The 24704-nt window shown below is 46.0% G+C and carries 22 protein-coding genes and 1 tRNA gene; 9 read left to right on the forward strand and 14 right to left on the reverse strand.

The features are described from left to right. Positions 1-3: 3 nt before the first annotated feature. The 3 genes from ABIE50_RS00195 to ABIE50_RS00205 all read right to left on the reverse strand — a co-directional run bounded on the left by ABIE50_RS00195 (position 4) and on the right by ABIE50_RS00205 (position 3881). Complete coding sequence (locus ABIE50_RS00195) at positions 4-1431, reverse strand: immunoglobulin domain-containing protein (RefSeq protein WP_209857047.1); 1428 nt, start codon at positions 1429-1431, stop codon at positions 4-6. Positions 1432-1745: 314 nt separating this feature from the next. Next, positions 1746-3629, reverse strand: a complete 1884-nt coding sequence (locus ABIE50_RS00200) for an ATP-binding protein (protein WP_209857046.1) — start codon at positions 3627-3629, stop codon at positions 1746-1748. 180 nt (positions 3630-3809) lie between these two features. After that, a tRNA-Glu gene (locus tag ABIE50_RS00205) sits at positions 3810-3881 on the reverse strand. Between the two features lie 140 nt (positions 3882-4021). On the opposite strand from ABIE50_RS00205, the gene gap reads away from it, so the two are divergent. From gap to ABIE50_RS00220, 3 genes are all read left to right on the forward strand, one after another. Beyond that, positions 4022-5038, forward strand: a complete 1017-nt coding sequence (gene gap, locus ABIE50_RS00210; RefSeq protein WP_142685726.1) for a type I glyceraldehyde-3-phosphate dehydrogenase — start codon at positions 4022-4024, stop codon at positions 5036-5038. Positions 5039-5195: 157 nt separating this feature from the next. Next, on the forward strand, positions 5196-6389 hold the full coding sequence (locus ABIE50_RS00215; protein WP_209857044.1) for a phosphoglycerate kinase: 1194 nt from the start codon (positions 5196-5198) through the stop codon (positions 6387-6389). Between the two features lie 135 nt (positions 6390-6524). Next, complete coding sequence (locus tag ABIE50_RS00220) at positions 6525-7937, forward strand: cation:proton antiporter domain-containing protein (RefSeq protein WP_209857042.1); 1413 nt, start codon at positions 6525-6527, stop codon at positions 7935-7937. Between the two features lie 75 nt (positions 7938-8012). On the opposite strand, the gene ABIE50_RS00225 is transcribed toward ABIE50_RS00220, so the two are convergent. The 9 genes from ABIE50_RS00225 to ABIE50_RS00265 all read right to left on the reverse strand — a co-directional run bounded on the left by ABIE50_RS00225 (position 8013) and on the right by ABIE50_RS00265 (position 16181). Next, positions 8013-9293 carry a lytic transglycosylase domain-containing protein gene (locus ABIE50_RS00225; protein ID WP_209857040.1) on the reverse strand — a complete coding sequence of 427 codons (1281 nt, stop codon included), beginning with the start codon at positions 9291-9293 and terminating at the stop codon, positions 8013-8015. Positions 9294-9303: 10 nt separating this feature from the next. Next, entirely contained in the window at positions 9304-10749 is a 1446-nt protein-coding gene (gene gatA / locus ABIE50_RS00230; RefSeq protein ID WP_209857038.1) for an Asp-tRNA(Asn)/Glu-tRNA(Gln) amidotransferase subunit GatA, read from the reverse strand. A 60-nt stretch (positions 10750-10809) separates the two neighbouring features. Next, positions 10810-11061 carry a Sec-independent protein translocase subunit TatA/TatB gene (locus ABIE50_RS00235; RefSeq protein WP_260607465.1) on the reverse strand — a complete coding sequence of 84 codons (252 nt, stop codon included), beginning with the start codon at positions 11059-11061 and terminating at the stop codon, positions 10810-10812. A gap of 191 nt (positions 11062-11252) precedes the next feature. Continuing rightward, positions 11253-11600 (reverse strand): 50S ribosomal protein L19, encoded by a 348-nt coding sequence (gene rplS / locus ABIE50_RS00240; RefSeq protein ID WP_079473603.1) that lies wholly within the window; start codon positions 11598-11600, stop codon positions 11253-11255. A gap of 119 nt (positions 11601-11719) precedes the next feature. Continuing rightward, on the reverse strand, positions 11720-12391 hold the full coding sequence (trmD, locus tag ABIE50_RS00245) for a tRNA (guanosine(37)-N1)-methyltransferase TrmD (protein ID WP_142685720.1): 672 nt from the start codon (positions 12389-12391) through the stop codon (positions 11720-11722). Positions 12392-12405: 14 nt separating this feature from the next. Continuing rightward, positions 12406-12927: a ribosome maturation factor RimM gene (gene rimM / locus ABIE50_RS00250; protein ID WP_209857036.1), complete on the reverse strand. Its 522-nt coding sequence runs from the start codon at positions 12925-12927 to the stop codon at positions 12406-12408. A gap of 115 nt (positions 12928-13042) precedes the next feature. Beyond that, positions 13043-13507 (reverse strand): 30S ribosomal protein S16, encoded by a 465-nt coding sequence (gene rpsP, locus ABIE50_RS00255; protein WP_142685718.1) that lies wholly within the window; start codon positions 13505-13507, stop codon positions 13043-13045. A 109-nt stretch (positions 13508-13616) separates the two neighbouring features. Next, entirely contained in the window at positions 13617-14942 is a 1326-nt protein-coding gene (gene ffh, locus ABIE50_RS00260; protein WP_209857034.1) for a signal recognition particle protein, read from the reverse strand. A gap of 366 nt (positions 14943-15308) precedes the next feature. Next, entirely contained in the window at positions 15309-16181 is an 873-nt protein-coding gene (locus tag ABIE50_RS00265; RefSeq protein ID WP_209857032.1) for a sigma-70 family RNA polymerase sigma factor, read from the reverse strand. Positions 16182-16539: 358 nt separating this feature from the next. Here ABIE50_RS00265 and ABIE50_RS00270 point away from each other — a divergent pair, with 358 nt between their 5' ends. Beyond that, a complete protein-coding gene (locus tag ABIE50_RS00270; RefSeq protein WP_142685716.1) occupies positions 16540-16920 on the forward strand; it encodes an START-like domain-containing protein in 381 nt (126 codons plus the stop codon). Here ABIE50_RS00270 and ABIE50_RS00275 read toward each other — a convergent pair. Continuing rightward, positions 16917-17528: a hypothetical protein gene (locus tag ABIE50_RS00275; RefSeq protein ID WP_209857030.1), complete on the reverse strand. Its 612-nt coding sequence runs from the start codon at positions 17526-17528 to the stop codon at positions 16917-16919. The two genes, ABIE50_RS00270 and ABIE50_RS00275, sit on opposite strands and share 4 nt — an antisense overlap. A gap of 132 nt (positions 17529-17660) precedes the next feature. On the opposite strand from ABIE50_RS00275, the gene ABIE50_RS00280 reads away from it, so the two are divergent. The 3 genes from ABIE50_RS00280 to ABIE50_RS00290 all read left to right on the forward strand — a co-directional run bounded on the left by ABIE50_RS00280 (position 17661) and on the right by ABIE50_RS00290 (position 21500). Next, positions 17661-19106, forward strand: a complete 1446-nt coding sequence (locus ABIE50_RS00280; RefSeq protein WP_142685714.1) for an LptF/LptG family permease — start codon at positions 17661-17663, stop codon at positions 19104-19106. A 33-nt stretch (positions 19107-19139) separates the two neighbouring features. Then, positions 19140-19814: a phosphatase PAP2 family protein gene (locus ABIE50_RS00285; protein ID WP_209857028.1), complete on the forward strand. Its 675-nt coding sequence runs from the start codon at positions 19140-19142 to the stop codon at positions 19812-19814. A 63-nt stretch (positions 19815-19877) separates the two neighbouring features. Then, positions 19878-21500: an ArnT family glycosyltransferase gene (locus tag ABIE50_RS00290; protein WP_209857026.1), complete on the forward strand. Its 1623-nt coding sequence runs from the start codon at positions 19878-19880 to the stop codon at positions 21498-21500. A gap of 180 nt (positions 21501-21680) precedes the next feature. On the opposite strand, the gene ABIE50_RS00295 is transcribed toward ABIE50_RS00290, so the two are convergent. Then, positions 21681-22409, reverse strand: coding sequence for a superoxide dismutase (locus ABIE50_RS00295; protein ID WP_209857024.1), 729 nt, complete (start codon positions 22407-22409; stop codon positions 21681-21683). A 451-nt stretch (positions 22410-22860) separates the two neighbouring features. Between ABIE50_RS00295 and ABIE50_RS00300 the strand changes: the two genes are divergently transcribed. Continuing rightward, positions 22861-23958, forward strand: a complete 1098-nt coding sequence (locus tag ABIE50_RS00300) for an Rv1355c family protein (RefSeq protein WP_209857022.1) — start codon at positions 22861-22863, stop codon at positions 23956-23958. Between the two features lie 86 nt (positions 23959-24044). Next, positions 24045-24695: a hypothetical protein gene (locus ABIE50_RS00305; protein ID WP_354027820.1), complete on the forward strand. Its 651-nt coding sequence runs from the start codon at positions 24045-24047 to the stop codon at positions 24693-24695. Positions 24696-24704: the final 9 nt, after the last annotated feature.

Genomic DNA, 24704 nt, shown 5'->3' on the forward strand with positions numbered 1-24704 from the left:
ATGTCAAGGGTTTAATTGAATGGTGAGTAATGGTTTTCCAGGGCGTGGCTCCACTATAACGTGAACGGGCACACGATTACTTACAACGCCACTGTACCCGTTCCTTATGGCCTCTACATACCATGTATAATTTCCTGCACTGGTAATTACAGGCGTATAGGCGTTACCGGTATACAGCAGGGTATTATTGGTATCGTACCAGTTATATACAGCACAGGGGTCTGTATTGGTGATATTGAACTTCAGCTTGCCTGCATCTTTAATACAAATAGGGCTGGCAGTGAGGTTGCCATCGATGGTTAGTGAATACGCAGGAACCGGTGTTACTACTTTTACATCATAGATGCGCAGGGAGGAAAGTGCGCCTGCCAATCCGCCCATCTGTATATCTATCCGGTCGAAAGCTGCCGGGATAGCAGCGCTGAGCACATACTTATTTCCCGGTCCGTTTAAAAGGCGGAGATTGAGCAATGTGCCTGTATTTGTAATGGGGCTTCCTGCGGGGGCTGTTCCCATGTAGGGTTGTATGGTAAAACCCGTAAGCAGGCTAAGATCCAGCAAGGCGCTGCCAGGATCCTGCAGTACGAGGTATACAGAATCACCAGCCTTTGCCGGTGTATTGAATACCACTGTTTCAAACACCTGGCTCAGTACCTGCACGCCGGTATTGAGTTGCGCGTAAGTAGTGAGCGAAGGATCATTATCGATGGCATTCCATTTATTCACTACTCCCCCGGTAGCGTTAAGCAGACTGATACCACCCGCGCGAACGCCAGCCAGTACATCTATAGCCTGGTTACAGTTAATATTGCCGGGAGGGTCCTGCATGATCCAGGCATCGTACACACTCATGCTCAGCGTCAATCCGGCTACGCCAGAAAGCCTTATCCATACGCCATCGTAGGCTACCGGCTTGCCGGCGGCATCTTTCGGAGTGAGGTTGAGTTCCATATCGCCGGCCCCATTCAGAAGTGATAGCAGGTCGCCTACGGGAAAGGATATACCGGCTGCTTTTTCAACGCCTTTATCATATATGAAAGGCTGCACTAAAGCTGAAGATCCCACTCCCAGGAGACCGGTGGGGTAGATAATTTTTATGCTGAGCGGTGTACCGGCTGCTACCAGGGCATCGAAACGGAGGTATTGTGTGGCGAAGGTGAGTCCCAGCAGGGGAACAGGCGCATTGAGTGTAGAAAAAATGGCGGGTGTGGCGTCTGCGGCCAGCGTCTCATTATCTATCCATCCCAGCAGCGCTGCTGTTCTCTGGCCCGAAGCATACTTTCTTATTTTAGGCGCAGGGCATCCGGTTTGTGCATGTATCTGAAGGGGGAAATAAAGAAAACATACCAGTGCTGCACACCATATCCGTCCGGGAGATCCAGGTAACAGGGAATTGATAACTGTATACAAGGCACGCAAAGGGATTCGCATAAGGATACTAAGTCGCTTAATATATCGGGATTCGGGTACGGTATGGCTAAAGTATTGTAATAATCAGTGTTGTAGCGGGTTCCGGGAGTGAATGAATAAAATGAATAACGAGGAAGGATGATAAAAAATGCACAAAATGAACAACGCGGGATAAATATTTTACATGAAATAAAATACATATTATTATAGAAATATATTCAATATCATTCAGTAAAACTGGCATTAAAAACAGGATACTGAGAGAGGGATTGTGGGGAGCTTAACTTATTGCGCTGTTACCTGATGGCGACAAGTTTACGTGCAAACAAAGGTATTCAGGCTGTTTCCAGCGGAAGCTCGACAAAGAAAACAGTACCATTACCAGGAGTGCTTTCGTACCAGATAGCGCCGCCATGCGCTTCTACGATCTGCCTGGAAATGGATAATCCAAGACCAAATGACTGTTCTCCGGCAGTGCCGGCCCTTCTTGATATAGTGAACATATCGAAGATATTGTCTTTAATATCTTCAGGTATACCGATTCCCTCGTCTTTCACCCTGATTTGCACTTTGCCGTTCTTCAATTCCAGCAGCACCGAGATGCGGGCGCCATTGGGGCTGAACTTGATGGCATTGGTAATAAGGTTGCTTACCACACGCCAGATCTTCTCCCGGTTTACACGGATGGTCACGTGCACTGCTGTCAGGGATATCCGCTGCATTTTTTCCTTTGCTTTAAATTGCAGTAACGCTACACAATATTGCAAAAGCTGGTACATTTCTACCGGCTCTTTGGTAAGCTCTTCCGCACGGGTATGCATAAGCAACAGGTTACTTACAAGGTCAAGTGAGTTTTCCCCGGAGGTTTTGAGCAGTTCCAGCAGCATACGGTCATTGTCGCTGCGTGGTCCGTCGTCCAGCATCAGGCTGGCTATAGACGTCATGGCGCCTATGGGATTGCGGAGGTCATGCGCTACTATTTTAAGCAGCTGGGTATTGTCTGCCTGGCTTTGTTCGAGTGCGGCCAGTGTATTCTGTAACTGATGGTTCTGGTCCGAAATAATTTTATTCATCTGGCGGGAGCGCCGGTACTGGTAGTAAATAAAAGCGAGCAGCAGTATGGCTGCAGAGCAGATGCCAACCAGCATCCATATTTGGGTTAATTTGTTCCGGTTGCCAGCTTCCAGCAAATCGTTTTCCTCCCTGATTGCACTATAAACGGTGTAATCACCGATGAATTTTTTCAGGTTACTGTTGTCTGCCTCCAGCGCGGATGCCATCAGTTTTTGCACGTGGATGATCTGGTCCTTATTACCAACCAGCTCTGTGTTTTTTAGAATCTCATTCAGTAATTGCAGGTTAAAATTTTTATAGCCGTTTTTCTCTGCAATCTGGTATGCAAGCGTATAGTATATCAATGCGCTGTCTGGTTTGTTTTCCATGCAATTTCCATATAGTATCAGCGTACTGATCTCCAGGTATTCCATTCCTGTATTACGGGAATGCTCAAGGGCCGCCCTGATCAGCGGCAGCGCCTCCTGTCTGCGGTTATTAGCCACCATATACGTGGGAAGCATAAGCAGGGCCAGTGACTGCATGGGCTGATCGTTATACTTGTCTGCAATAACCCGCGCTTTGGCCAGGTAATGCCTGATAGTATCTTCCGGCAGTTCTGGATGGTCCAAGCAATAGTTGAGATAGAGCAGGGTCTGGATGCTGTCTCCCTCCAGTTGCTGCCCCAGCTCGAAGCCCTGGCGGGCAAAGCTGATGGCTTTTTCACTGTCTCCCATATCTGTATACACGGTTGACATGTTAGAGAGCACCTGGGCAACATTGGCGGAATCACCCAATTCCCGGTAGGCATCCATGCATTTGTTAAACAGCTCCAGCGCTTCCTTATAAAGCCCTTTAAAGTAAAGCGCAGCGGCAATTACGTTATCAGCATCGGTTTCACCTTTGGCATATCGCAGCCGGACCGAAAGCACTTTTGCTTTCATGCCATAGTAAAAACAACTGTCAACGTCTTTCAGATAAAAAAGAATACCAATGCGATTAAGCTTGTCTGCAAACTCAACACTGTCTTTAATAGAAAGCAAATCACCCTGTTCTTTCCTGATCGTTGCGGATTGTGCCAGGGCACTGTTCTTCAAAGAACAGAAGAACATGTATAAAATGAGTAGGGATACCAGTTTGGAGAGGCTCATGAGGATGATGGTCAAAGTCCACCATTAATTTAAGGCTTTTACGGGAAAAGGTGGGAAGAATGTTACCGGCAACCGGGTAAGAATTTAGCACGTGCAACTTCGCTATTCAGCATATATGGTAATCATTCAATGGCAGACAACATATTTTAAACTAAAAAGCTGCTAACATAGATAATGTTAGCAGCTTTTTTCCTGTACCACGTACGGGAATCGAACCCGTGACTCCTCCGTGAAAGGGAGGCGTCTTAACCCCTTGACCAACGCGGCGTATCATTTTGGGATTGCAAAAGTATGATCTTATTTGATATTTCCAAAAAATATTTTCATAACCTAAAATTATATTGATTAATAAGGGTATTGATTGTAAATTCGCTCTCGATTTTTTCATACTCAAATCACGATGTAAAATGGGAACTACTCTCAAAATTGGTATTAATGGTTTCGGTCGTATCGGCCGTTTGGTATACCGCCAGATTTACAAAATGCCCGGCATTGATGTGGTAGCTATCAATGACCTCACCAGCCCCAATGTGCTGGCGCATTTGCTGAAATATGATTCAGCACAGGGTAGATTCGATGCAGACGTTAAGCATTCCGAAAACGCAATCAATGTGAACGGTGAAGATGTGAAAATATATGCACAGAGAGATCCGTCTCAAATTCCCTGGAAAGAGCACGACATCGATGTTGTGATCGAATGTACAGGTTTCTTTGCTGACAGGGATAAAGCTGCGGCTCACCTGACTGCAGGCGCTAAACGTGTTGTTATTTCCGCTCCGGCTACCGGTGATCTGAAAACGATCGTTTTCAACGTTAACCACGAAATCCTGGATGGCAGCGAAACTGTTATCTCCTGCGCTTCCTGCACCACTAACTGCCTGGCTCCGATGGCTAAGGTTCTGCAGGACAAATTCGGTATTGCTACCGGTTTAATGACCACTGTTCATGCTTACACCAACGACCAGAATACCCTGGATGCTCCGCATCCGAAAGGTGACCTGCGCCGCGCACGTGCTGCTGCTGCCAACATCGTACCTAACAGTACCGGTGCTGCAAAAGCTATCGGCCTGGTATTGCCTGAGCTGAAAGGCAAACTGGATGGTAGCGCACAACGTGTTCCTACCATTACCGGTTCCTTAACTGAGCTGACTACCATTCTCAATAAAAAAGTAACTGCCGACGAGGTAAACGCTGCCATGAAAGCTGCTTCCAACGAATCTTTCGGTTATACCGAAGATGAAATTGTAAGCTCTGACATCATCGGTATCCATTTCGGTTCCCTGTTTGATGCTACTCAAACCAGGGTTCTTACTGTGGGCGAGCACCAGATGGTTAAAACCGTTTCCTGGTACGATAACGAAATGAGCTATGTATCACAGCTGGTTCGTACTGTGAAGTACTTTGCCGGTTTGATCAGCAAATAATTATATACAGTACTCCCGGTGCAGGCCGGGAGTATTTAAATTCCGCGGAACTACACCATAGCAGCGATTGGCCAGATTATCCGGCTATATACCGCTTTGTGCTGTTGGACCGCGGTTTTTTAATTTACCACTCCCCGTTATCTTAAATCGATACATTATGAGTAAATTTTCCGACTATAACTTTAATGGCCGCAAAGCCTTGATCCGCGTGGATTTCAACGTTCCCCTGAACGACAAGTTCGAAATCACCGATGATAACCGCATGCGTGCAGCCGTGCCCACTATCCAGAAAATCCTGAAAGATGGCGGCGCTGTTATCCTGATGTCGCACCTGGGCCGCCCCAAAGATGGCCCTACCGATAAATATTCCTTAAAGCACCTGGTATACCACCTTATTTCCTTACTGAACGGCGCTACCGTGAAGTTTGCGGAAGACTGTGTTGGCCCTGTGGCTGAAAAAGCTGCGGCAGATCTGCAGATGGGAGAAGTACTGTTGCTGGAAAACCTTCGTTTTCACAAAGCAGAGGAAAAAGGTGATGCCTCTTTTGCTGAACAGCTGTCCAAACTGGGAGATGTTTATGTGAATGACGCCTTTGGTACTGCCCACCGCGCCCACGCTTCTACTGCCGTAATTGCGCAATACTTTGCTCCTGAAAACCGTATGTTCGGTTTGCTGATGGAAGCCGAGGTAAACAGCGCACAGAAAGTGCTGAACGATGCAGCCTCTCCGTTTACCGCTATCCTGGGCGGCGCCAAAGTGAGCGACAAGATCCTCATTATCGAAACCCTGATGGACCGTGCCAATAACCTGATCATTGGCGGCGGTATGGCTTACACCTTCCTGAAAGCACAGGGCAAGGAAATTGGCAGCTCCCTCTGCGAAAATGATAAGCTGGACCTGGCCAATGAGCTGGTGGCCAAAGCTAAAGAAAAAGGCGTGCAGCTGTTGCTGCCTGTAGACTCTGTGGCTGCAGATAAATTTGCCGCTGATGCAAATACCCAGGTGGTTTCCAACGACAATATCCCTGCAGGCTGGATGGGCCTGGACATAGGGCCTAAGTCGGTAGCGCTTTTCGGCGAAACCATTGCCGCATCCAAAACCATTTTATGGAACGGACCTATGGGTGTATTCGAAATGGCTGCATTCCAGGCTGGTACCAAAGGTGTAGCTGAAGCGATTGTAACAGCCACTGCCAAAGGTGCATTTTCCCTGGTGGGCGGCGGCGACTCCGTAGCTGCTGTAAACCAGTTCGGCATTGCAGATAAAGTAAGTTATGTTTCTACCGGTGGTGGCGCATTACTGGAGTTCTTTGAAGGAAAAGAACTGCCTGGAATTGCAGCTATCGGCTAAGTAACCAGTTGATATTTATTAAAAAGCTATTACAGCGACCACCGCATGCGAAGATTTAATCTGCCACAGCGGGCCATCCCTGTAATAGCTTTTTGCTTTTTTATATCTTGCAGTTAACCATTAATATTTCCTGTCATGAATAAGCGCTTTTTATGGTACCCGGCGATCATTGGCATTTTCGGGGTCCTGATCTGGGTGATACTGCAGAAAGGACAATCTTTGCCGATGACCATGCATACTGTTGCTACACCCGCACCAGTAGCGGCGCGCACTGTGGCTGACAGCTGGTGGCGTTATCTCGACAACCTGAAACATCCGCTGGGATTGCTACTGCTGCAAATCATCCTGATCATGCTGGCAGCGCGTGCATTCGGGATACTGGCCAATAAGCTGAGACAGCCTGCTGTAGTGGGCGAGATCATTGCCGGCGTATTACTGGGGCCTTCCCTGCTGGGTTGGGTAGCCCCTTCCTTTTCCGGCTTTTTGTTCCCGGTGGAATCATTGAAAAGCCTGCAGTTCCTCAGCCAGATAGGGCTTGCCTTCTTTATGTTTATTGTAGGGATGGAGCTGGATCTGAGCAAAATCAGGAATAAAGCCCACGATGCGGTAATGATCAGTCATGCAAGTATTATCATTCCTTTTTTTCTTGGTGTTTGGCTGGCCTATTTCCTTTTCACCCGCTTTGCGCCTGCCAATGTAAGCTTTTTATCTTTCGCCTTGTTTATGGGTATTGCAATGAGTATTACCGCTTTCCCGGTACTGGCGCGTATTGTACAGGAACGGAAACTTACCCATACTCCCCTTGGCATTATGGCCATCACCTGCGCCGCAGCAGATGATATTACGGCGTGGTGTATCCTGGCGGTAGTAGTAGCTATTGTAAATGCCGGCGGGCTTATCAGTGCATTGGTCACCATTTTGCTGGCGATTGTATTTGTAGCAGTGATGCTGTTGCTGGTCAGGCCCTGGTTGAACCGGGTTATACAGTTGCAGATGGCGAAAGGCAACCAGAAGGCGGCTGTATCGCTGGTATTTTTCATGCTGCTGATATCTGCCTGGGTGGCGGAGGTAATTGGTATTCATGCTTTGTTTGGCGCATTCCTGGCGGGAGTGATCATGCCACATGGTACTCCTATCAGGCAATTGCTGACAGATAAGCTGGAAGATGTAAGCGTACTGCTGTTACTCCCTATTTTCTTTGTATTTACCGGTTTAAGAACACATATCGGGTTGTTGAACCAGGGGGATTTGTGGGTAGTAGCCGGAATGATCATGCTGGTAGCAGTTACAGGGAAATTTGGCGGCAGTACTATTACAGCGCGGTTAATGGGCCAGAGCTGGCGCCAGTCTGTTTCCATCGGGGCATTAATGAATACCCGCGGGCTCATGGAGCTGGTAGTATTGAATATAGGATTCGATCTTGGCATTTTATCCCCTGAAATATTCGCTATGCTGGTATTGATGGCATTGGCCACCACCTTTATGACCGGGCCGTTGCTTGACTTGGTGGCTTTCAGTGAAAGACGCAGGGGCTTGCTGACCACCTAGTATAATCTAATTAAAAAAGAGAGACCGCTGATGATCAGCGGTCTCTCTTTTTATTTCGTATACCCTTGCGGGTGATTATTTTTTAGCGGTAGTTCTTTTCTTAGCAGTGGTCTTCTTCTTAGCAGTATAATGATGCTTTTTAGAAGTGTAGTGCTTTTTAGTGCTGGTAGTAGTTGCTTTCTTTGCAGCAGCGTTCTTGTCAGCCATTTTCACCGGCGGCGGGAATTTGGATTTATCCACACCCACAGCTTTATCGTCCAGTGTCATCTGTACTGATTCTTTCAGCATTTCGTCTTTTTCCGCCATGAACTGCTTCATCTTTTCTTTCGGGATGCGCAGGTCGTAATTATTTTCGGCACTGGCCATTGCTTTGGCAAAGCCTGGGTTAAAACGGTCCAGTTCTGCCAGGTTCATATCCAGTTTCTTTGCGATAGCTTCCAGACGGTATTTACCAGTTACGTTAATTTCAACAGTGCTGAAAATCTCATCTTCTGTTAAAGGGCCTCTTGCCACCGGTGCGGAGAGGTTATCTGCTACGGGTACATTTACGGTGATAGAGTTATCGTCACTTACACCGAAGAAGTTATTGAACCTGTCGAGAATATATCCTGTAGCGATGAATTTGTACACATGATTACGTGATTCGGCAGGCAGGAAATATTGCATGCCCCAGAAATCGGTACGTCCGCTGGCTTTGATAGCGCGTTGTACACCACCTGCGCCGCAGTTATAAGCAGCTACCACCAGTAACCAGTCGTCGAACTGTGCATACAGCTGGTTCAGGAACTGGGCAGCAGCCAGGGTAGATTTATAGAAATCCTTTCTTTCATCTATTTTCTTACCCACGCTTAAACCAAAGATACGGGCGGTTCCGGCCATAAACTGCCAGGCGCCTACTGCACCCACCCTGGAGCGGGCGTTGGTATTAAAGCTGGATTCAATTACGGCGAGGTATTTCATTTCCTCCGGGATACCATTATCACGGAACACCTTTTCAATCATATTGAAATAAGGTTGTCCTTTGTCGATCATGATTTGCAGATGCTGGCTATACCGGGTGGCGTAGTTACTCACGTAACCGGCAACCAGGTTGTTGTTGATCTGTTCATACACTTTCGCGCTGCGAATGGTATTAGGCAGGCTTTGAGCGGCTTTTTTCACTGCCACGGATGTTGGTGATGGCAGTACAGCTGTATCTTTTGGTAAACGTACCTTGTGATTCAGCTTTACTACAGAGGTATCCGGGGAAAATACCGGCGGATACGCCATCTCTTTAGGATTGCTATTGCCTCCCATTGCACTCACACTCACTAAACTTATTGCTGGCAACAGCAGTAGTAAAAAGATTTTTCTCATACAATTTATTTTAAACAACAGTAACCTGTTCCTTAGCCATCAATTGATGCGCTATGTGTAACAAGTTTGCTTCGCTAAACTTCTTTGTGATGATCTGTACACCATATGGCATTCCGTTTGAATGCCGGTACAAGGGAACGGATATAGCCGGAACCCCTGCCAGATTTGCCAGTACCGTATATATATCAGCCAGGTACATGGCGATAGGGTCGTCTGTTTTCTCCCCTAATTTAAATGCTGTGGTTGGCACAGTTGGCATTAAAATGGCGTCGTATTCTTCTAATATATCGTTGAGTTTTTCGGTTACAAGACGCCTAACCTGTTGTGCCTTAGTATAGTAAGCATCATAATAGCCTGCACTCAGCACAAAAGTCCCCAGTAATATACGACGTTTTACCTCTTTTCCGAACCCTTCTGATCTACTTTTTTTGTAAAATTCTGTCAGATCCAGGTTTTTCTCATGGGTTCTGTGTCCATATTTTACCCCATCATAGCGGGATAAATTAGAGGAAGCTTCTGCTGTAGTGAGTACATAATATGCCGGAACTACATGGTCGAGGTATTCAAAACTTTTTCCTGATACCGTATGACCCAGAGATTGTAAACTTTCAAAGAAATCAATATAGCCGTTCTTCATTTCTGCGTCCAGTCCTTCGTGGTACTGTGCATCCCTTAAATACGCAAAATTGAATGTTTTATTGTTCTCCAGGAGCGCTTTATAATCCGGTACTTCTTTCCGGGATGCGGTGCTATCGAATTCATCCGGACCAGCAATTACCTGTAGAACTGCCGCCACATCGGCAATATCCTTGCCAAAAATGCCAATCTGGTCAAATGAGGAGGCATAAGCGATGAGCCCGTAGCGGGAAATCCGGCCATAGGTTGGTTTCAGTCCAACAATACCGCAGAAGTCGGCCGGCTGGCGAACAGAGCCGCCTGTATCGCTGCCAAGACTTACCTGGCAAAGATCCGCCTGCACTGCTACGGCTGAGCCTCCTGAAGATCCTCCGGGGACGCGGGTATTATCCAGTGCGTTCAGGGTAGGGCCATAGGCAGAGTTTTCATTGGTAGATCCCATAGCGAATTCATCGCAGTTCAGGTTACCGATGATGATAGCATCTTCCGCCAGCAATCTTTCGACAGCAGTGGCAGAAAACAGGGAATTAAACCCTTCCAGTATATGGGAAGCGGCGCTTACATTATGGCCTTTATAGCAGATCACATCTTTAATGCCTATCACCACGCCTGCAAGAGCGCCCAGCTTTTCCCCGTTTTTAAGGCGGGTATCAAGCTCGCGTGCTTTTTCCAGGGCTTCCTCTTCATACACTTCCAGGAAGGCATTCAAGTGCTTTAACTGAGCTATACGGCTGAGGTAATAGCGTACCCTCTCCGTACAGCTTGTGCTGCCGGCGTATAATGCTTTATGGAAAGTGATTATACTGCTGAATTCAGACAAGACTAAACCAGTTAAAATTAAATTAATCAGGATAACTCCTTAGTGGGAGTTGGCTACAGTTTATGCTTTTGGCAGTGTTGCGTCTTCAGTGCTGGTATGAGGTGCATCTGTAGTAGCTGGTGCTGCCTGAACAGGTTTTTCCCTCATTCCTTCTTCGATTTCCTGACGCACATTGTTCTTGGCGTCATTGAACTCGCGGATACCTTTACCGAGGCCACGCATTAATTCGGGGATTTTTTTACCTCCGAAAAGCAGCAATACTACTACGGCAATCAGCAACAGTTCAGACATACCAATATCCTGAAGGATCAAAAATGATGATTTAAAAAAAACAGCAGTCATCTTCTCAAGTGTTTATAAGTTCAGTCAACAAAGATAGCAGATATAATCGGCTTTTTCACCGTTTACAGGCTATCCTGCCGTAGTTTTAATACCATTTTAAGCACACGAAAAAAGCGGCACCGGTAATGGTCCCGCTTTTAACAAATTTCCCTGTATGTATACTAAACCCTTTTTTCTTTGATACGGGCTTTCTTACCAGCACGTTCGCGCAGGTAGTAAAGCTTAGCTCTTCTTACCTTACCCACCTTGTTCAACACGATACCATCGATATGAGGAGAGTAAAGCGGAAACAGTCTTTCCACACCAATGCCATCAGAAATTTTTCTAACAGTGAAAGACATTGTTGATCCTGTACCCTGGATTTTCAACACATCACCTTTAAAGGACTGGATCCTTTCTTTATTACCTTCCACGATTTTATAGTTGACAGTGACGTTGTCGCCTGCTTTAAACTTCGGGTACTGTTTGTTAGCTGTCAGTTGTTCGTGAACAAACGAAATTGCGTTCATCTTTCAAATATTTATGGGAGTGCAAAAGTAAGTCAAGAAATAGCATTTACCAAATTAAAAACCAAGAAATTATCTCTTTCAAATGGCAAAGCGATCTATATGACCTATGTATCATTCAGTTATAACAGGTCGGGCCTGCGTTGTTTTGTTCTTTCTACCGATTCCTGGTGCCTCCACTCTTCAATTTTTTTATGATCGCCGCTGAGGAGGATCTCCGGTACTTTCCAGCCGCGGAACTCTTCCGGGCGGGTATATACCGGGGGAGCCAGTAAATTATCCTGGAAGGAGTCTGTAAGGGCGCTGGTTTCATTATTCAGCACGCCAGGCAACAGGCGGCCAATAGCGTCTACCAGTACGGCAGCGCCCAGTTCCCCCCCACTCAGCACATAGTCGCCGATGGAGATCTCTTTTGTAATAAAGTGGTCACGGATGCGCTGATCGATACCCTTATAGTGGCCGCAAAGCATGAGCAGGTTTCCTTTCAGTGACAACTGGTTGGCCATTTTCTGGTTCAGTGTTTCACCATCGGGGGTGAGATAGATCACCTCATCGTACTGCACTTTCGCCTGGAGCGACTCAATAGCATTTACAATGGGCTCCAGCATCATTACCATACCTGCACCACCGCCAAACTGGTAATCGTCGACCTGGTTGTGTTTCAGGTTGGAATACTGCCTGAGCGGATGCACATGTATTTCCAGCAATCCTTTGGCCTGTGCCCTTTTCATGATCGAATGGGACAATGGGCTTTCGAGCAGTTCCGGCAATACGGTTATTATATCTATTCGCATGATTATCAGGTAACTTAACCGGTGTATAATTCAATCAGACCATCCGGCAGGTTAAGGAATACGGTCTGTTTTTTCCTGTCTATTTTTACCAGCGACTGTTCATTCACCGGCAGCAGTGCTTCCTTGCCCTTTATGAATACTTTTATGAGCACCTGCATGGGCATTTCAATCACTTCTTCCACGGTGCCCAGAGGGCCATACTGCTGGTCTTCCGCCACAAATCCCAGTAAAGCCAGGGGAGCGGAGGAGGCAGTTTGCTGTTTAAAGTCTTCTTCCTGGAGGTATACCTGTGCCGGCATCAGTTTTTGGGCTGCTTCCTTTGTATCTATTCCTTCCAGTTTGATATATACACTCTCGCTGTCTTTTACAGATACCTGCTGAACAAAGTAGGGAATAAAGCTGTTCCTGCGTTCTTCCAGGAATATAACGGTTACTCCTTTCAGAGCGGACCTTTTGCCCAGGCTGTGCCTTAGCACCAGGTCGCCCTGCAAACCATGGGCAGAAGCGAGCTTACCTATGCTAAAATAATTACTCATATAATTTAGTGAGGCCGGAATTGGTTACCGGCGAGGCTGTTCACAAAAATTAAAAAAGGAAATATTTGCGGCTGCAAATATTTCCTTTTTCAGGTATTGTTAAAACGTTGCCGTTTTATGCTTCGTTACCTTCTTCTGCTGCTGGTGCTTCAGTTGCAGGAGCAGCCGGAGTGTCTTCTACCTTTCTTACGATAGGAGCAGCAACTCTTGCTTTCTTGTGACCGTCGCGGCGGGCAGATACTTTTTGTTCGTGTTCAGCCTGCCATTGAGCGAACTTCTGGTAAGCAGTAGGCTCGTCGAACAGGTTCAAAGTAACACCTCTTAACAGGTGTTTCAAATACAATACACCTTTGAATGACAAGATTCTTCTAACAGTATCGGTAGGTTGTGCACCTTTCTGCAACCAACGCAATGCCTTTTCGGTATCGATGTTGATGGAAGCCGGAACTGTTAAAGGATTGTAAGTACCAATTTTCTGGATGAATTTACCATCCCTTGGTGCGCGGGCGTCGGCTACTACGATAAAATAGAAAGGCCTTTTTTTCGCGCCATGTCTCTGCAGTCTGATTTTTACTGGCATAAATAAGTCGAGTTATTTTTTGCGAGTTAGGAAATATTGTTTAATTAGGGATGCAAATGTAATCAGTAAGTTGATATTTGCAAAATATATTTATGTCAATCTGATCCGTTTATCTCACCATTCCTTTCAAACCCTTACCACCGCCGCCAAATTTATTCATCATTTTCATCATCTGGCGCATTTGTTCAAACTGTTTCATGAACTGGTTTACATCCTGGATGGTTTTCCCGGCGCCCTTTGCAATGCGTTTGCGGCGGCTTCCGTCGATCATATCAGGGTCGGCCCGTTCAGCCTTCGTCATGGAGTTGATCATGGCTTCAATGCCTTTAAAAGCATCGTCGCTGATATCCAGGTCTTTCACTGCCTTTCCTACACCCGGGATCATTCCCATCAGGTCTTTCAGGTTACCCATTTTCTTGATCTGCTGGAGTTGCTCCTTGAAATCATCGAAATCGAACTGGTTCTGACGGATCTTCTTTTCGAGTTTTTTGGCCTGTTCCTCGTTGAACTGCTCCTGGGCGCGTTCTACGAGGGTAGTGATGTCACCCATTCCGAGGATACGCTGCGCCATACGCTCGGGGTAAAAAACATCGAGTGTATCGAGTTTTTCACCCATGCTTACGAACTTGATGGGTTTTTCCACCGAGTATTTGATGGTAAGTGCGGCACCACCGCGGGTATCGCCATCGAGTTTGGTAAGCACTACCCCGGTAAAATCCAGCCGTTCGTTGAAGGCCTTGGCGGTGTTTACCGCATCCTGACCGGTCATTGAGTCTACCACGAACAGGATTTCCTGTGGCTTCACGGCAGCTTTCACGGCTGCTACTTCCGTCATCATGGCCTCATCCACTGCCAGGCGGCCGGCGGTATCGATGATAATAACGTTGAAGTTATTTGCCTTGGCGTGTTTGATGGCGTTTTCAGCGATCTGAACGGCATTTTTATTTTCCGGTTCGCTGTAAACCTCCACTCCTATCTGTTCACCCAATACTTTCAGCTGGTCTATTGCCGCCGGGCGGTAAATATCTGCCGCTACCAGCAGGGGTTTCTTATTTTTCTTTGTTTTCAGGAAGTTGCTGAGTTTACCGGAAAAGGTCGTTTTACCGGAACCCTGCAAACCTGCGATCAGCACGATGGATGGATTGGATTTGACATCGAATTCGGCTTCTGTACCGCCCATCAGCTCAGCCAGCTCATCTTTTACGATCTTCACCATGAGCTGTCCGGGGGAAATAGATGTCAACACCTTTTCTCCCAGCGCCTTATCCTTTACTTTATCTGTAAATTCCTTCGCTATTTTATAGTTCACATCCGCATCCACCAATGCACGACGGATCTCTTTAACGGTAGAGGCTATATTTATTTCGGAAATCCGGCCTTCCCCTTTAAGCTGCTTAAACGCGGAGTCTAGTCTCTCTGATAATGATTCAAACATTGTTGGTATTTTAAACGGACTGCAAAAGTATATTTTTTTGCGGATTAACGCGGATTTTGTCTTGGAACACTGATTACGCTGATTTTGATGATTTCATTGATATCTTTTTAAGCGTATAAAAATTAAGGGAGATAGAAGCGTTTCGCTTTTTATCTCCCTTAATTTTATAAAATCAAACTAATCATCAAAATCAGCGTAATCAGTGTTCCAAGACAAAATCCGCGCTTTACTAAAAAAAATCAGCGAAGAACGTTGCGGGTATACCACAACATGCTTCGCTAATCTTTAAAAATCTTTACAAAATCAACTAAAAACTCAGGGAAATCAGCATAATCATCATAATCCTGAGTCAGACAACATTCGCGCTTACCCGAGGTAGTTGCGCAGCAACTTGCTCCTGGAGGTAGTTCTTAATTTGGTAATGGCTTTGTCTTTGATCTGGCGCACGCGTTCGCGGGTCAGGCCAAATTTTTCGCCGATATCTTCGAGTGACATGGGATGTTCAACGGCAATGCCGAAGTACAGCATAATCACATCTTTCTGACGGTCTGTTAAGGTAGAGAGGGAGCGCTCGATTTCGCGGCGGAGGGAATCGTGATGATCCAGTTCCTCGTCGGCACTCACCGCGTTCGGGTTTTCGAGTACATCCAACAGGGAATTATCTTCCCCGTCAATAAAAGGCGCATCCATTGATACGTGACGGGCGGCAACACCAAGGGTTGCTTCCACTTCTTCCGTATTGATTTCCAGGATGGTAGCCAGTTCATCGGGAGATGGTTCTCTTTCATATTCCTGTTCCAGCTGGGAATACGCTTTGCTGATCTTGTTGCTCAGCCCAACCTTATTCAGCGGGAGGCGAACAATCCTGGATTGTTCTGCCAGCGCCTGCAGGATAGACTGACGGATCCACCAAACGGCGTAGGAAATGAATTTAAAACCGCGCGTTTCATCAAAACGTTGAGCAGCTTTAATTAACCCGAGGTTCCCCTCGTTGATCAGGTCACTGAGTGACAGGCCCTGGTTCTGGTACTGTTTCGCAACGGATACCACAAAGCGGAGGTTTGCTTTGGTAAGCTTCTCCAACGCTCTCTGATCGCCCTGCTTGATCCGGATAGCGAGGTTTACCTCTTCTTCCGGCGTAATTAAATCCACTTTCCCAATCTCCTGCAGATACTTCTCCAGGGATTGTGATTCCCTGTTGGTAATGGATTTAGTGATTTTAAGTTGGCGCATTGACATAGAGTCGGAACAGTTACAGGTTAATAAAAAGTTAAGATTTGATGAATGCCTGACAAAAATAACTTTTTTTAGAAAGCCACCAAAAAAAATCTCTTCTTTTTAAATCATTTCCAAATAAAATCGATTGATCATTAAGGGCTTGCAATTGTCGCGGAAATTCGCCACTATGGGGGCGAAGCAGCCGGCGCTATCACATGTGTCGTTTTAATATTTATTATAGATGTAATATATATGGTTTTATTTAGGCGTATGAAAGTTTTTATCTATTCTATAAAAAAAAACCATAAATTATTTTGACAGAGTAAAATATTTTCTATAATTGCAGCTGGATGATATTGATTTACCAATTATTTGAGAGATGTCTAAGAAAGTGCTATATGAGTTAGAATTTCCGGTAAGATGCTCGCCCGGTATCCTGTATGAATTCTTATCGACACCTGCTGGCTTACAGGAGTGGTTTGCCGATAGGGTTGATTTCAGGGATAATGTTTTCTCCTTTTCATGGAACGGTACTGCTGAAGAAGCGGAAGTACTGGAACAAGAGGAAGATGAGTATATCCGGTTGCACTGGACGCATGCTCCCAAAGACGAATATTTTGAGTTCCGCATACAAATTTCTGAAGTAACGAATGAAACTATCCTGGTAGTAAAAGATTTCGCAGAGAAGAAAGAAGTGAAGGACCAAAGTCAGCTCTGGGAATACCAGGTGAAAGACCTCTTCCACCGCATAGGCAGTTAAGCCTTATTATCAAGTATATTGAGTAGCGTAGCATAAGCTTCCACTACCTCAGTTATGATTTTGCCCCAATGACCGATCACGAAAGGTTTAGCTATTTTAACAAAATCGTTCCGGCTGATCAGCGTTTGCCACTCATCTAAACTTAGGGTATCTATGAAACGATAGTTTCCATTTTCAAAATCGTGCTCCCAGGGGTCTCCCTGAACATACACCTGAAATCCGGCCAGGGCCAGTTTTGTGAAACTGCTCTCCAGCACCGTATCGTAATGTTGTTTTACATTACCTCCCAGGTGCAGGGTAGCGCTGAAGTAATGTCCCCACCAGAACATGGTGCGGAAAGCAAAAACGCCTGTTTTACTGAAGTAGCGCGGATAATCCAGCATTACCCAGGGCAGCCCTTTGTATTGCTCTCCTTTCGATATTTTTCCTCCCTGAAGCAACCACTCCGGCTTAAAGGGAAAATCACTGTTACGGTCGTACGCAGCCAGGGCTTCCTGCAATTTTCCCATCAGTCCCATCACCTTCTCTATTGCACTGTTTTTCAGGAGAATAAAATGAGTGCTTTCTATAACGGCTGCTTCTTCCGGCGTCAATTCAAAACTTTCCATATAAATTTTAACGGTATTTTCAGGTTCTCCTTAACACTCCTTTGTGAAATCGTGCTAACTTTACCGTTTAGGAGTATCCTGACCAGTAGAATACGAAGATCGGGATTCCATTTTTTTAATACCGCATTATCAGTGAAAAAACTCGACAAGCTAATTATAAAAACCTTCCTGGGTCCTTTTGTAGCCACTTTTTTTGTTACCTTATTTGTACTGGTAATGCAATTCCTCTGGAAATATGTGGACGACCTGGTGGGTAAAGGCCTTGACACGGGTGTAATTATCCAGCTCATCGCTTATACCAGTGCTACGCTGGTAACACTGGCCCTCCCCCTTGCGGTATTACTATCGTCTATCATGACCTTTGGTAACCTGGGAGAGAGTTTTGAGCTGGTAGCATTAAAATCTTCAGGTATTTCCCTGTTACGTTTCATACGCCCGCTGCTGCTGGTATGCTCCGTTATCGCTTTCCTGGCCTTTCTCTTTGCCAACTATGTGATCCCGGTGGCCAACCTGCAGGCCAAATCGCTGCTCTACGACATTACCAATTCCAAACCCGCCTTTAACATCAAAGCCGGTGTGTTTTATAAAGATATTCCCGGTTATACCATCAAGGTGGCGCAAAAGGACAAAGACAACCAGACCATCCACCAGGTGATGATCTTCGATCACCAGAGTGGTGGCGGCGACCGGATCATCCTTGCCGAAAAAGGACAGATGGTGCTTACTGCCAATAAACGCTTCCTTTATTTTATCCTGGACAACGGGTGGAGATATGAGGAACGGAACAACCGTGGATACACCGTTCCGGGCGACATGATAAGGCTTGGTTTTAAAAAATACAGCAAGGCGTTTGACCTCAGCTCATTTGCTTTCAACCGCCTTAATATGGATCTTTTTGCATCCAACCAGCAGATGCTGAACGTAAGGCAGCTGGATGTAGCCATAGATTCCCTGCAGAAAGTGGAGAACCAGTTCAGCAAAACGGTAAATGCGTATGTAACTGTACGTTACCCATTCTTTAAATGGAAAGATTCCGCATGGGCAGCCAGCGCCCCTCCGTTGAAAGTAAAGGATTTTGAAGACATCATACCGGAGAAAAGCCGCCGTAATGTGCTGGACAGGGCAGAACAGAATGTACGTGAAACCCAGAGCGCCCTTGAACAACCTACCCAGGAGTTTGAAGATAAACATAGTGTGATCCTGATGCACAAAGTGGAATGGCAGCGTAAATTTACCCTTGCCGCAGCCTGTATCGTCATGTTCCTGATAGGCGCCCCGCTGGGCTCTATTATCAGGAAAGGCGGATTAGGCACCCCACTGGTGTTTGCCGTGATCTTTTTCGTGATTTTCAATGTATTTTTCATGATCGGTGAAAAGATGGCCAGAAATGGCGTGATGTTCACCTGGTCGGGGATGTGGCTATCAAACATGGTATTACTTCCCATTGCAGGTTTCCTTATTGTTAAGGCTATGAATGATTCGCAGCTTTTTAATAAAGAATACTATTTTCGCGTTATTCAGCAAATAAAAAAGTTCTTATATAGATTTAGAAAGAAAGAAGTTCTTAAAGAGATTTAAGACTTAGCAACCTACAATTTAAAACCTACAAAATTGAAAACGCTGTTTACACTGTTCAGAAAGAACTCCTGGTTCTTTCTGCCCTTCCTGCTATGGCTAATAGTAGGCGGAGTAATGCTAACAACCTACAGTCAGCGGGACCTGTTTCTCAGTATAAACGGGGAACATTCCGACTGGGGAGATGTAATTGTTACCGGGTTAACCTACCTCGGTGATGGTATTATGTTTGGGATAGTGCTGTTCCTGATGCTGGTTACCCAGCGGTTCAGGCTATTCTTTATCGGGCTGGCCGTGCTGCTGCTGGTAACTATTGTTGTACAGGTGGCCAAACATTATTATAATGCACCCCGGCCCATTTCCTATTTTGGCGATGAAACGGCCACGTTGGTGCATACGGTAAAGTGGGTAAATGTACACAGCAGCTGCAGTTTTCCATCCGGTCACTCTGCTGCTGCATTTGGTATGTTCAGCTTCCTTGCTGTTATCGGGCGCAATAAAAAGCTGGGATTATTGTTATTAGTAATGGCGCTTTGCGCTGGTTATTCCCGTATTTACCTGGCGCAGCATTTTTTTGTAGATGTTTATGTGGGTAGCATCGTGGGCACACTGAGTACTGTTATTGTATATGGACTTTTTAAATTCCGGGATACCACGTCATCGCCGGAAGTATGTGCAGAGGCGCTATTGCAGGCCAATGCCACAACATAGCAAGGTATAGGGCGAGCGGCCGGTAAGCGGACCGCTCGTCATCCAATTTTTTAAATACTTTCAATGAAATACCTATTGATTGCCCTGGTGGCCGCTTTACTATTTATACCTTTTTTAGGGGCTGTACATTTATTTGACTGGGATGAAATCAACTTTGCAGAGGCAGCCCGGGAAATGATAGTAAGCCACAATTACAGCCAGGTGCAGATCGATTTCCGTCCTTTCTGGGAAAAGCCCCCTTTGTTTATATGGATGCAGGCTGCCAGCATGCACCTTTTCGGGATCAATGATTTTGCCGCCCGCTTCCCTAATGCCATCATAGGTATAGCCACGCTGATCAGTTTATTTGCTATCGGTAAAAAGACAGTGGATGAAAAATTCGGTTTCTGGTGGGCCCTGGTGTATGCCGGTTCCTGGCTACCGCATTTCTATTTTAAATCCGGTATCATAGATCCGACGTTCAACTTTTTCATTTTCCTGGCCATCTACTTTGCATACCGTATAGGATATAACAGCAAACCTCTCCGTATGGCCATTCTCAGCGGTTTGTTCCTGGGGCTGGCGGTATTAACTAAAGGGCCGGTGGCCATATTGGTAGCTTTGCTGTGCCTGCTGGTGTACTGGATCTGGAATAAAGGAAAGATCAGTATCCGGTTTTCCCATATAGGATTAATTGCCTTGTTTGCCTGCATTACTACCCTGCTATGGTTCGGGTATGAAATTATTGCGCATGGCTGGTGGTTTGTGAATGAGTTTGTGGCCTACCAGATCCGCCTGCTCACTACTGAAGATGCAGGTCATGGCGGTCCGTTCTTTTATCACTGGATTGTGTTACTGATCGGTTGTTTCCCGGCGAGCACCTTCCTTTTCACTTATCTGCAAAGCAGGAAAAAAACCATCTACTCCACTCCTGCTGCCATCGAGCTAAAGGATTTCAAGGTTTGGATGTGGGTATTATTCTGGGTAGTACTGATCCTTTTTTCCATTGTAAAAACCAAGATTGTACACTATTCCTCGCTTTGTTATTTCCCCTTGTCATTCCTGGCCGCCTGGCAAGTATACCAGCTATCCGAAGGCAGGCAGCGGTTGCGCGGCTGGAACACAGCCCTGATACTTTTCATTGGAACAGTACTGGGAATTGCGATTGCCGCATTGCCACTGGTAGGAGTTTACAAAAACATGCTGATCCCCTACATCGGCGACAAATTTGCCGTGGCCAACCTTCAGGCGGATGTGCCCTGGTCTGTATTGGAAGCGGGGTATGGTGTGGGTTATATTATACTGGTGATAGTGAGCAGCGTGCTGCTGATGCGTAAACAGCTCACCAAAGGGCTGTTGTGCTTATTTACCAGTACTATACTGGTGATACAGGTTACGGTAGTCCACTTCGTGCCCAAAGTAGAGGCATATTCACAACGTGCCGCGATCGACTATTTTATTTCCCTGCAGGGAAAAGACGTATATGTGAAAGCGTTAGCCTACCACAGTTATGCACAGCATTACTATTCAAGGGAGCAGCCACATGCCAATAAGAACTATTATAATGAAGACTGGCTGCTGAACGGGCCAATAGACAAACCGGCCTATTTCATTTGCCGTATCACAGACAGTGAGCCTTACCGGCACCACCCTAACCTGGAGGTGATCGGGGAAAAGAACGGGTTTGTGTTCCTGAAGCGGAAATAGATCGGATTTTGTCCTGGAACACTGATTACGCTGATTAGTTTGATTTTACTTTTGGTTTTATAAAAATTGAAGGGAGATATAAGCGGATATCGCTTTTATCTCCCTTAATTTTATACGCTTCAAAAAGATATCAATGAGATCATCAAAATCAGCGTAATCAGTGTTCCAAGACAAAATTCGCTATACAGCTGCCTTGTAGCGCTTCTCCACTTCATCCCAGTTCACTGCGTTCCAGAAAGCATCGATATATTCCGGGCGTTTGTTCTGATGCTTCAGGTAGTAGGCATGCTCCCAAACATCAAGCGCCAGGATGGGGGTGCCTTTATCTTTTACGATATTATGCATCAGCGGATTATCCTGGTTGGGGGTGTTGATGATGGCCAGTTTCTTCTCCGGTGTTACAATGAGCCATGCCCAACCGGATCCGAACACAGTTTTGGCGGCATCGTTAAACTTCGTCTGGAAGGTTTCCCAACTACCGAAAGCACTGCTGATAGCCGATTTCAGCTTATCGGAAGGCGTTTTTTTGGTAGGCGACAACAGCGTCCAGAAAAGGGAGTGGTTATAATGCCCGCCACCATTGTTGCGCACCGCTTTGTCTTTATCCGTTACCTTATTCAGGATCTGTTCCAGCGATAAGGTGGCAAATGCAGTACCGGCGAGATTATCATTCAGATTTTTCACGTAGGCCGCATGGTGCTTATCATGATGGATTTCCATAGTAAGCTTGTCGATATGAGGCTCGAGGGCATCATACGCATAAGGCAGCGCAGGAAGCACGAAGGGGGCTTTAGGATCGGCAAAGGCCGGCCGTCCGGACACAGAAGAAGTGGCCAGGCTGCTCAATGGCCCGCTCAGAACCGCGGCGCCGGCAAGACTGGTAAGCTTGAGAAATTCTCTCTTATCCATGTTTTATTATTTAAATATATTATTGAGTAATAAAGATTGAGTCAGGTGGCGAAAAGCCGCAAATATTAAACCAAATCTCGCTGGTGGGAAGAGATGAAAAGTAATATTAAAACTAAGGTAAAAGTATAAAAACAGGAATTTAATATCAAAATAAAGGAAAACTTTTACTTTGTTTTCACATTAAATTACTATTTTACCTTACATTCATATCTTGATTACAGTGATGAGTTGTAATTGATTGTGTGATGCCAGATATATTTATCCCGGGCCTGGCAGGCAAACAAAGACCTGTTCATTAACCCGCCAATACGCCAACGTAATAACCGATCACATTTTAATTAAATTTTAAGCTAATACTAAGAGCAACAGGAATTGCTTTACACAACGATAATGATAATATAGCGTAATCCAGTGCAAGCAAACCTGGTCCAACCTCGATAAAGCAGGAAACATGATACAAGAGTACCTCAGGAAACAACAGGAAGAGAGCAATGACTACAAGCCTGTTTTTTATGATTTGAAAGACGAAAAAGATCGTCAGTCCTTCGAAAGCCTTCTGAAAACCCGTCCGCACCTACGTATTAACGACCATATCGATTCTCAGCTGAGGGAACTGATGAAAATCAGGAATCCTACAAAGCGCCTGACTGCTGCCGAATACGATGAAAAGGTGCAGGCCTATCTCGATGGGGTTTCCCCGGAAGAATTTGGAGTATGGGTATATTACCCGTGGAACGGCCAGGTAGTGCATATTGTGAATGAACCTGAGTTTATTGAATTACGTACCAGCAGGAACCAGCATAAGATCACCGCTGAAGAAATTGCCGTATTATCAAAAAAGAAGATTGGCATTGTTGGCTTGTCTGTTGGGCAGTCGATCGCGCTTACCCTGGTAATGGAGCGTATTTGCGGGGAGCTGAGGCTGGCAGATTTTGACAGGCTGGAGCTGACCAATATGAACAGGATCCGTTGCGGGATACATAACCTGCAGGTGCCCAAAGTGGTGATCGCAGCCCGCGAAATTGCAGAGCTGGATCCGTTTATCAAAGTAAAGATCTATGAAGACGGCATGACTGAAGCCAATATGGATGACTTCTTTACGGCCGGCGGCGTGCTGGATATTTTTGTGGAAGAATGTGACGGTGTGGATATTAAAATCCTGAGCAGGATAAAGGCCAAATCCCTGAAGATTCCTGTTGTTATGGAGATGAACGACAGAGGAATGATAGATATTGAACGTTTTGATCTTGAGCCGGACAGGCCGCTGATGCATGGCCTGATACCGGAGGTGAATATCGACACCTTAAAAGGGCTGACGGATGCGGAGAAACTCCCGGTCTTCAGTCCTATGCTGGCCCTTGAAAATGCGTCGGCCAGGATGAAATACTCCCTGGGCGAGATTGGCAAAACCATTACCACCTGGCCTCAGCTCGCCTCTTCCGTTGTGCTTGGCGGGGCGCTGGTGGCCGATACATGCCGTCGTATTGCCCTGGATCAGTTAAAGAGTTCAGGCAGGTATTATGTTGATTTTGAGCAGCTGATTGTTTAACATACTTATGCCTTGTATAAGCGCTATTCCGCAATGTCATGATTAATGTAAGGGTATTTAGGGCTCCGGATGATCCTGAGGCTTGCATGAGATTTTATACCGGTCACCTGAAGTTGCTGGAAATTTATTTCGGCATAGCCCAGGTGACATCCGGCAGTGCTGACTGGATGCAACACGAGAACACGATAGTGATCATAGTGGAGGACGACACACGTACCAAAACATATGGTGGGGCACGCGTACAGCTTGCTGACGGCGTGTTGCCACTACCCATTGAAACGGCGATAGGCAAATACGATCCAAAAATATATTCTTATGTAAAAAAAGGCAGTGCTGAGATCTGCGGGATGTGGAATTCAAAGGAAGTGGCCGGAATGGGCATCGGCAGCCAGGTACTGGCAAGAGTAGGCGTTGTGCTGGGTGCGCAGCTACCAATAGATACCTATCATGTATTATGCGCACCCATTACTACACGCGTGGGGAAACGCGTTGGTTTTGTTATAGATGAATCACTGGGCAACAACGGTACCTTCTTTTACCCGAAAGACGACTTCCTGGCCACTGCGATGGTGATCAACGATTGTTTCGACCTGCCTCATGCCGATCCGAAAGAGAAACTGCTGATTTCAGATCTGCGTGAAAATCCTATACAGTCTAAAATAGAAGTGGGCCCGAAGGGTTCCTATGAGGTAAACTACAGCCTCCGGATTCCCACACATGCCCACTCTGCCCTGTAAGCAATTAAC

The sequence above is a fragment of the Chitinophaga sp. OAE865 genome (assembly GCF_040546735.1).
Taxonomy (GTDB): domain Bacteria; phylum Bacteroidota; class Bacteroidia; order Chitinophagales; family Chitinophagaceae; genus Chitinophaga; species Chitinophaga polysaccharea_A.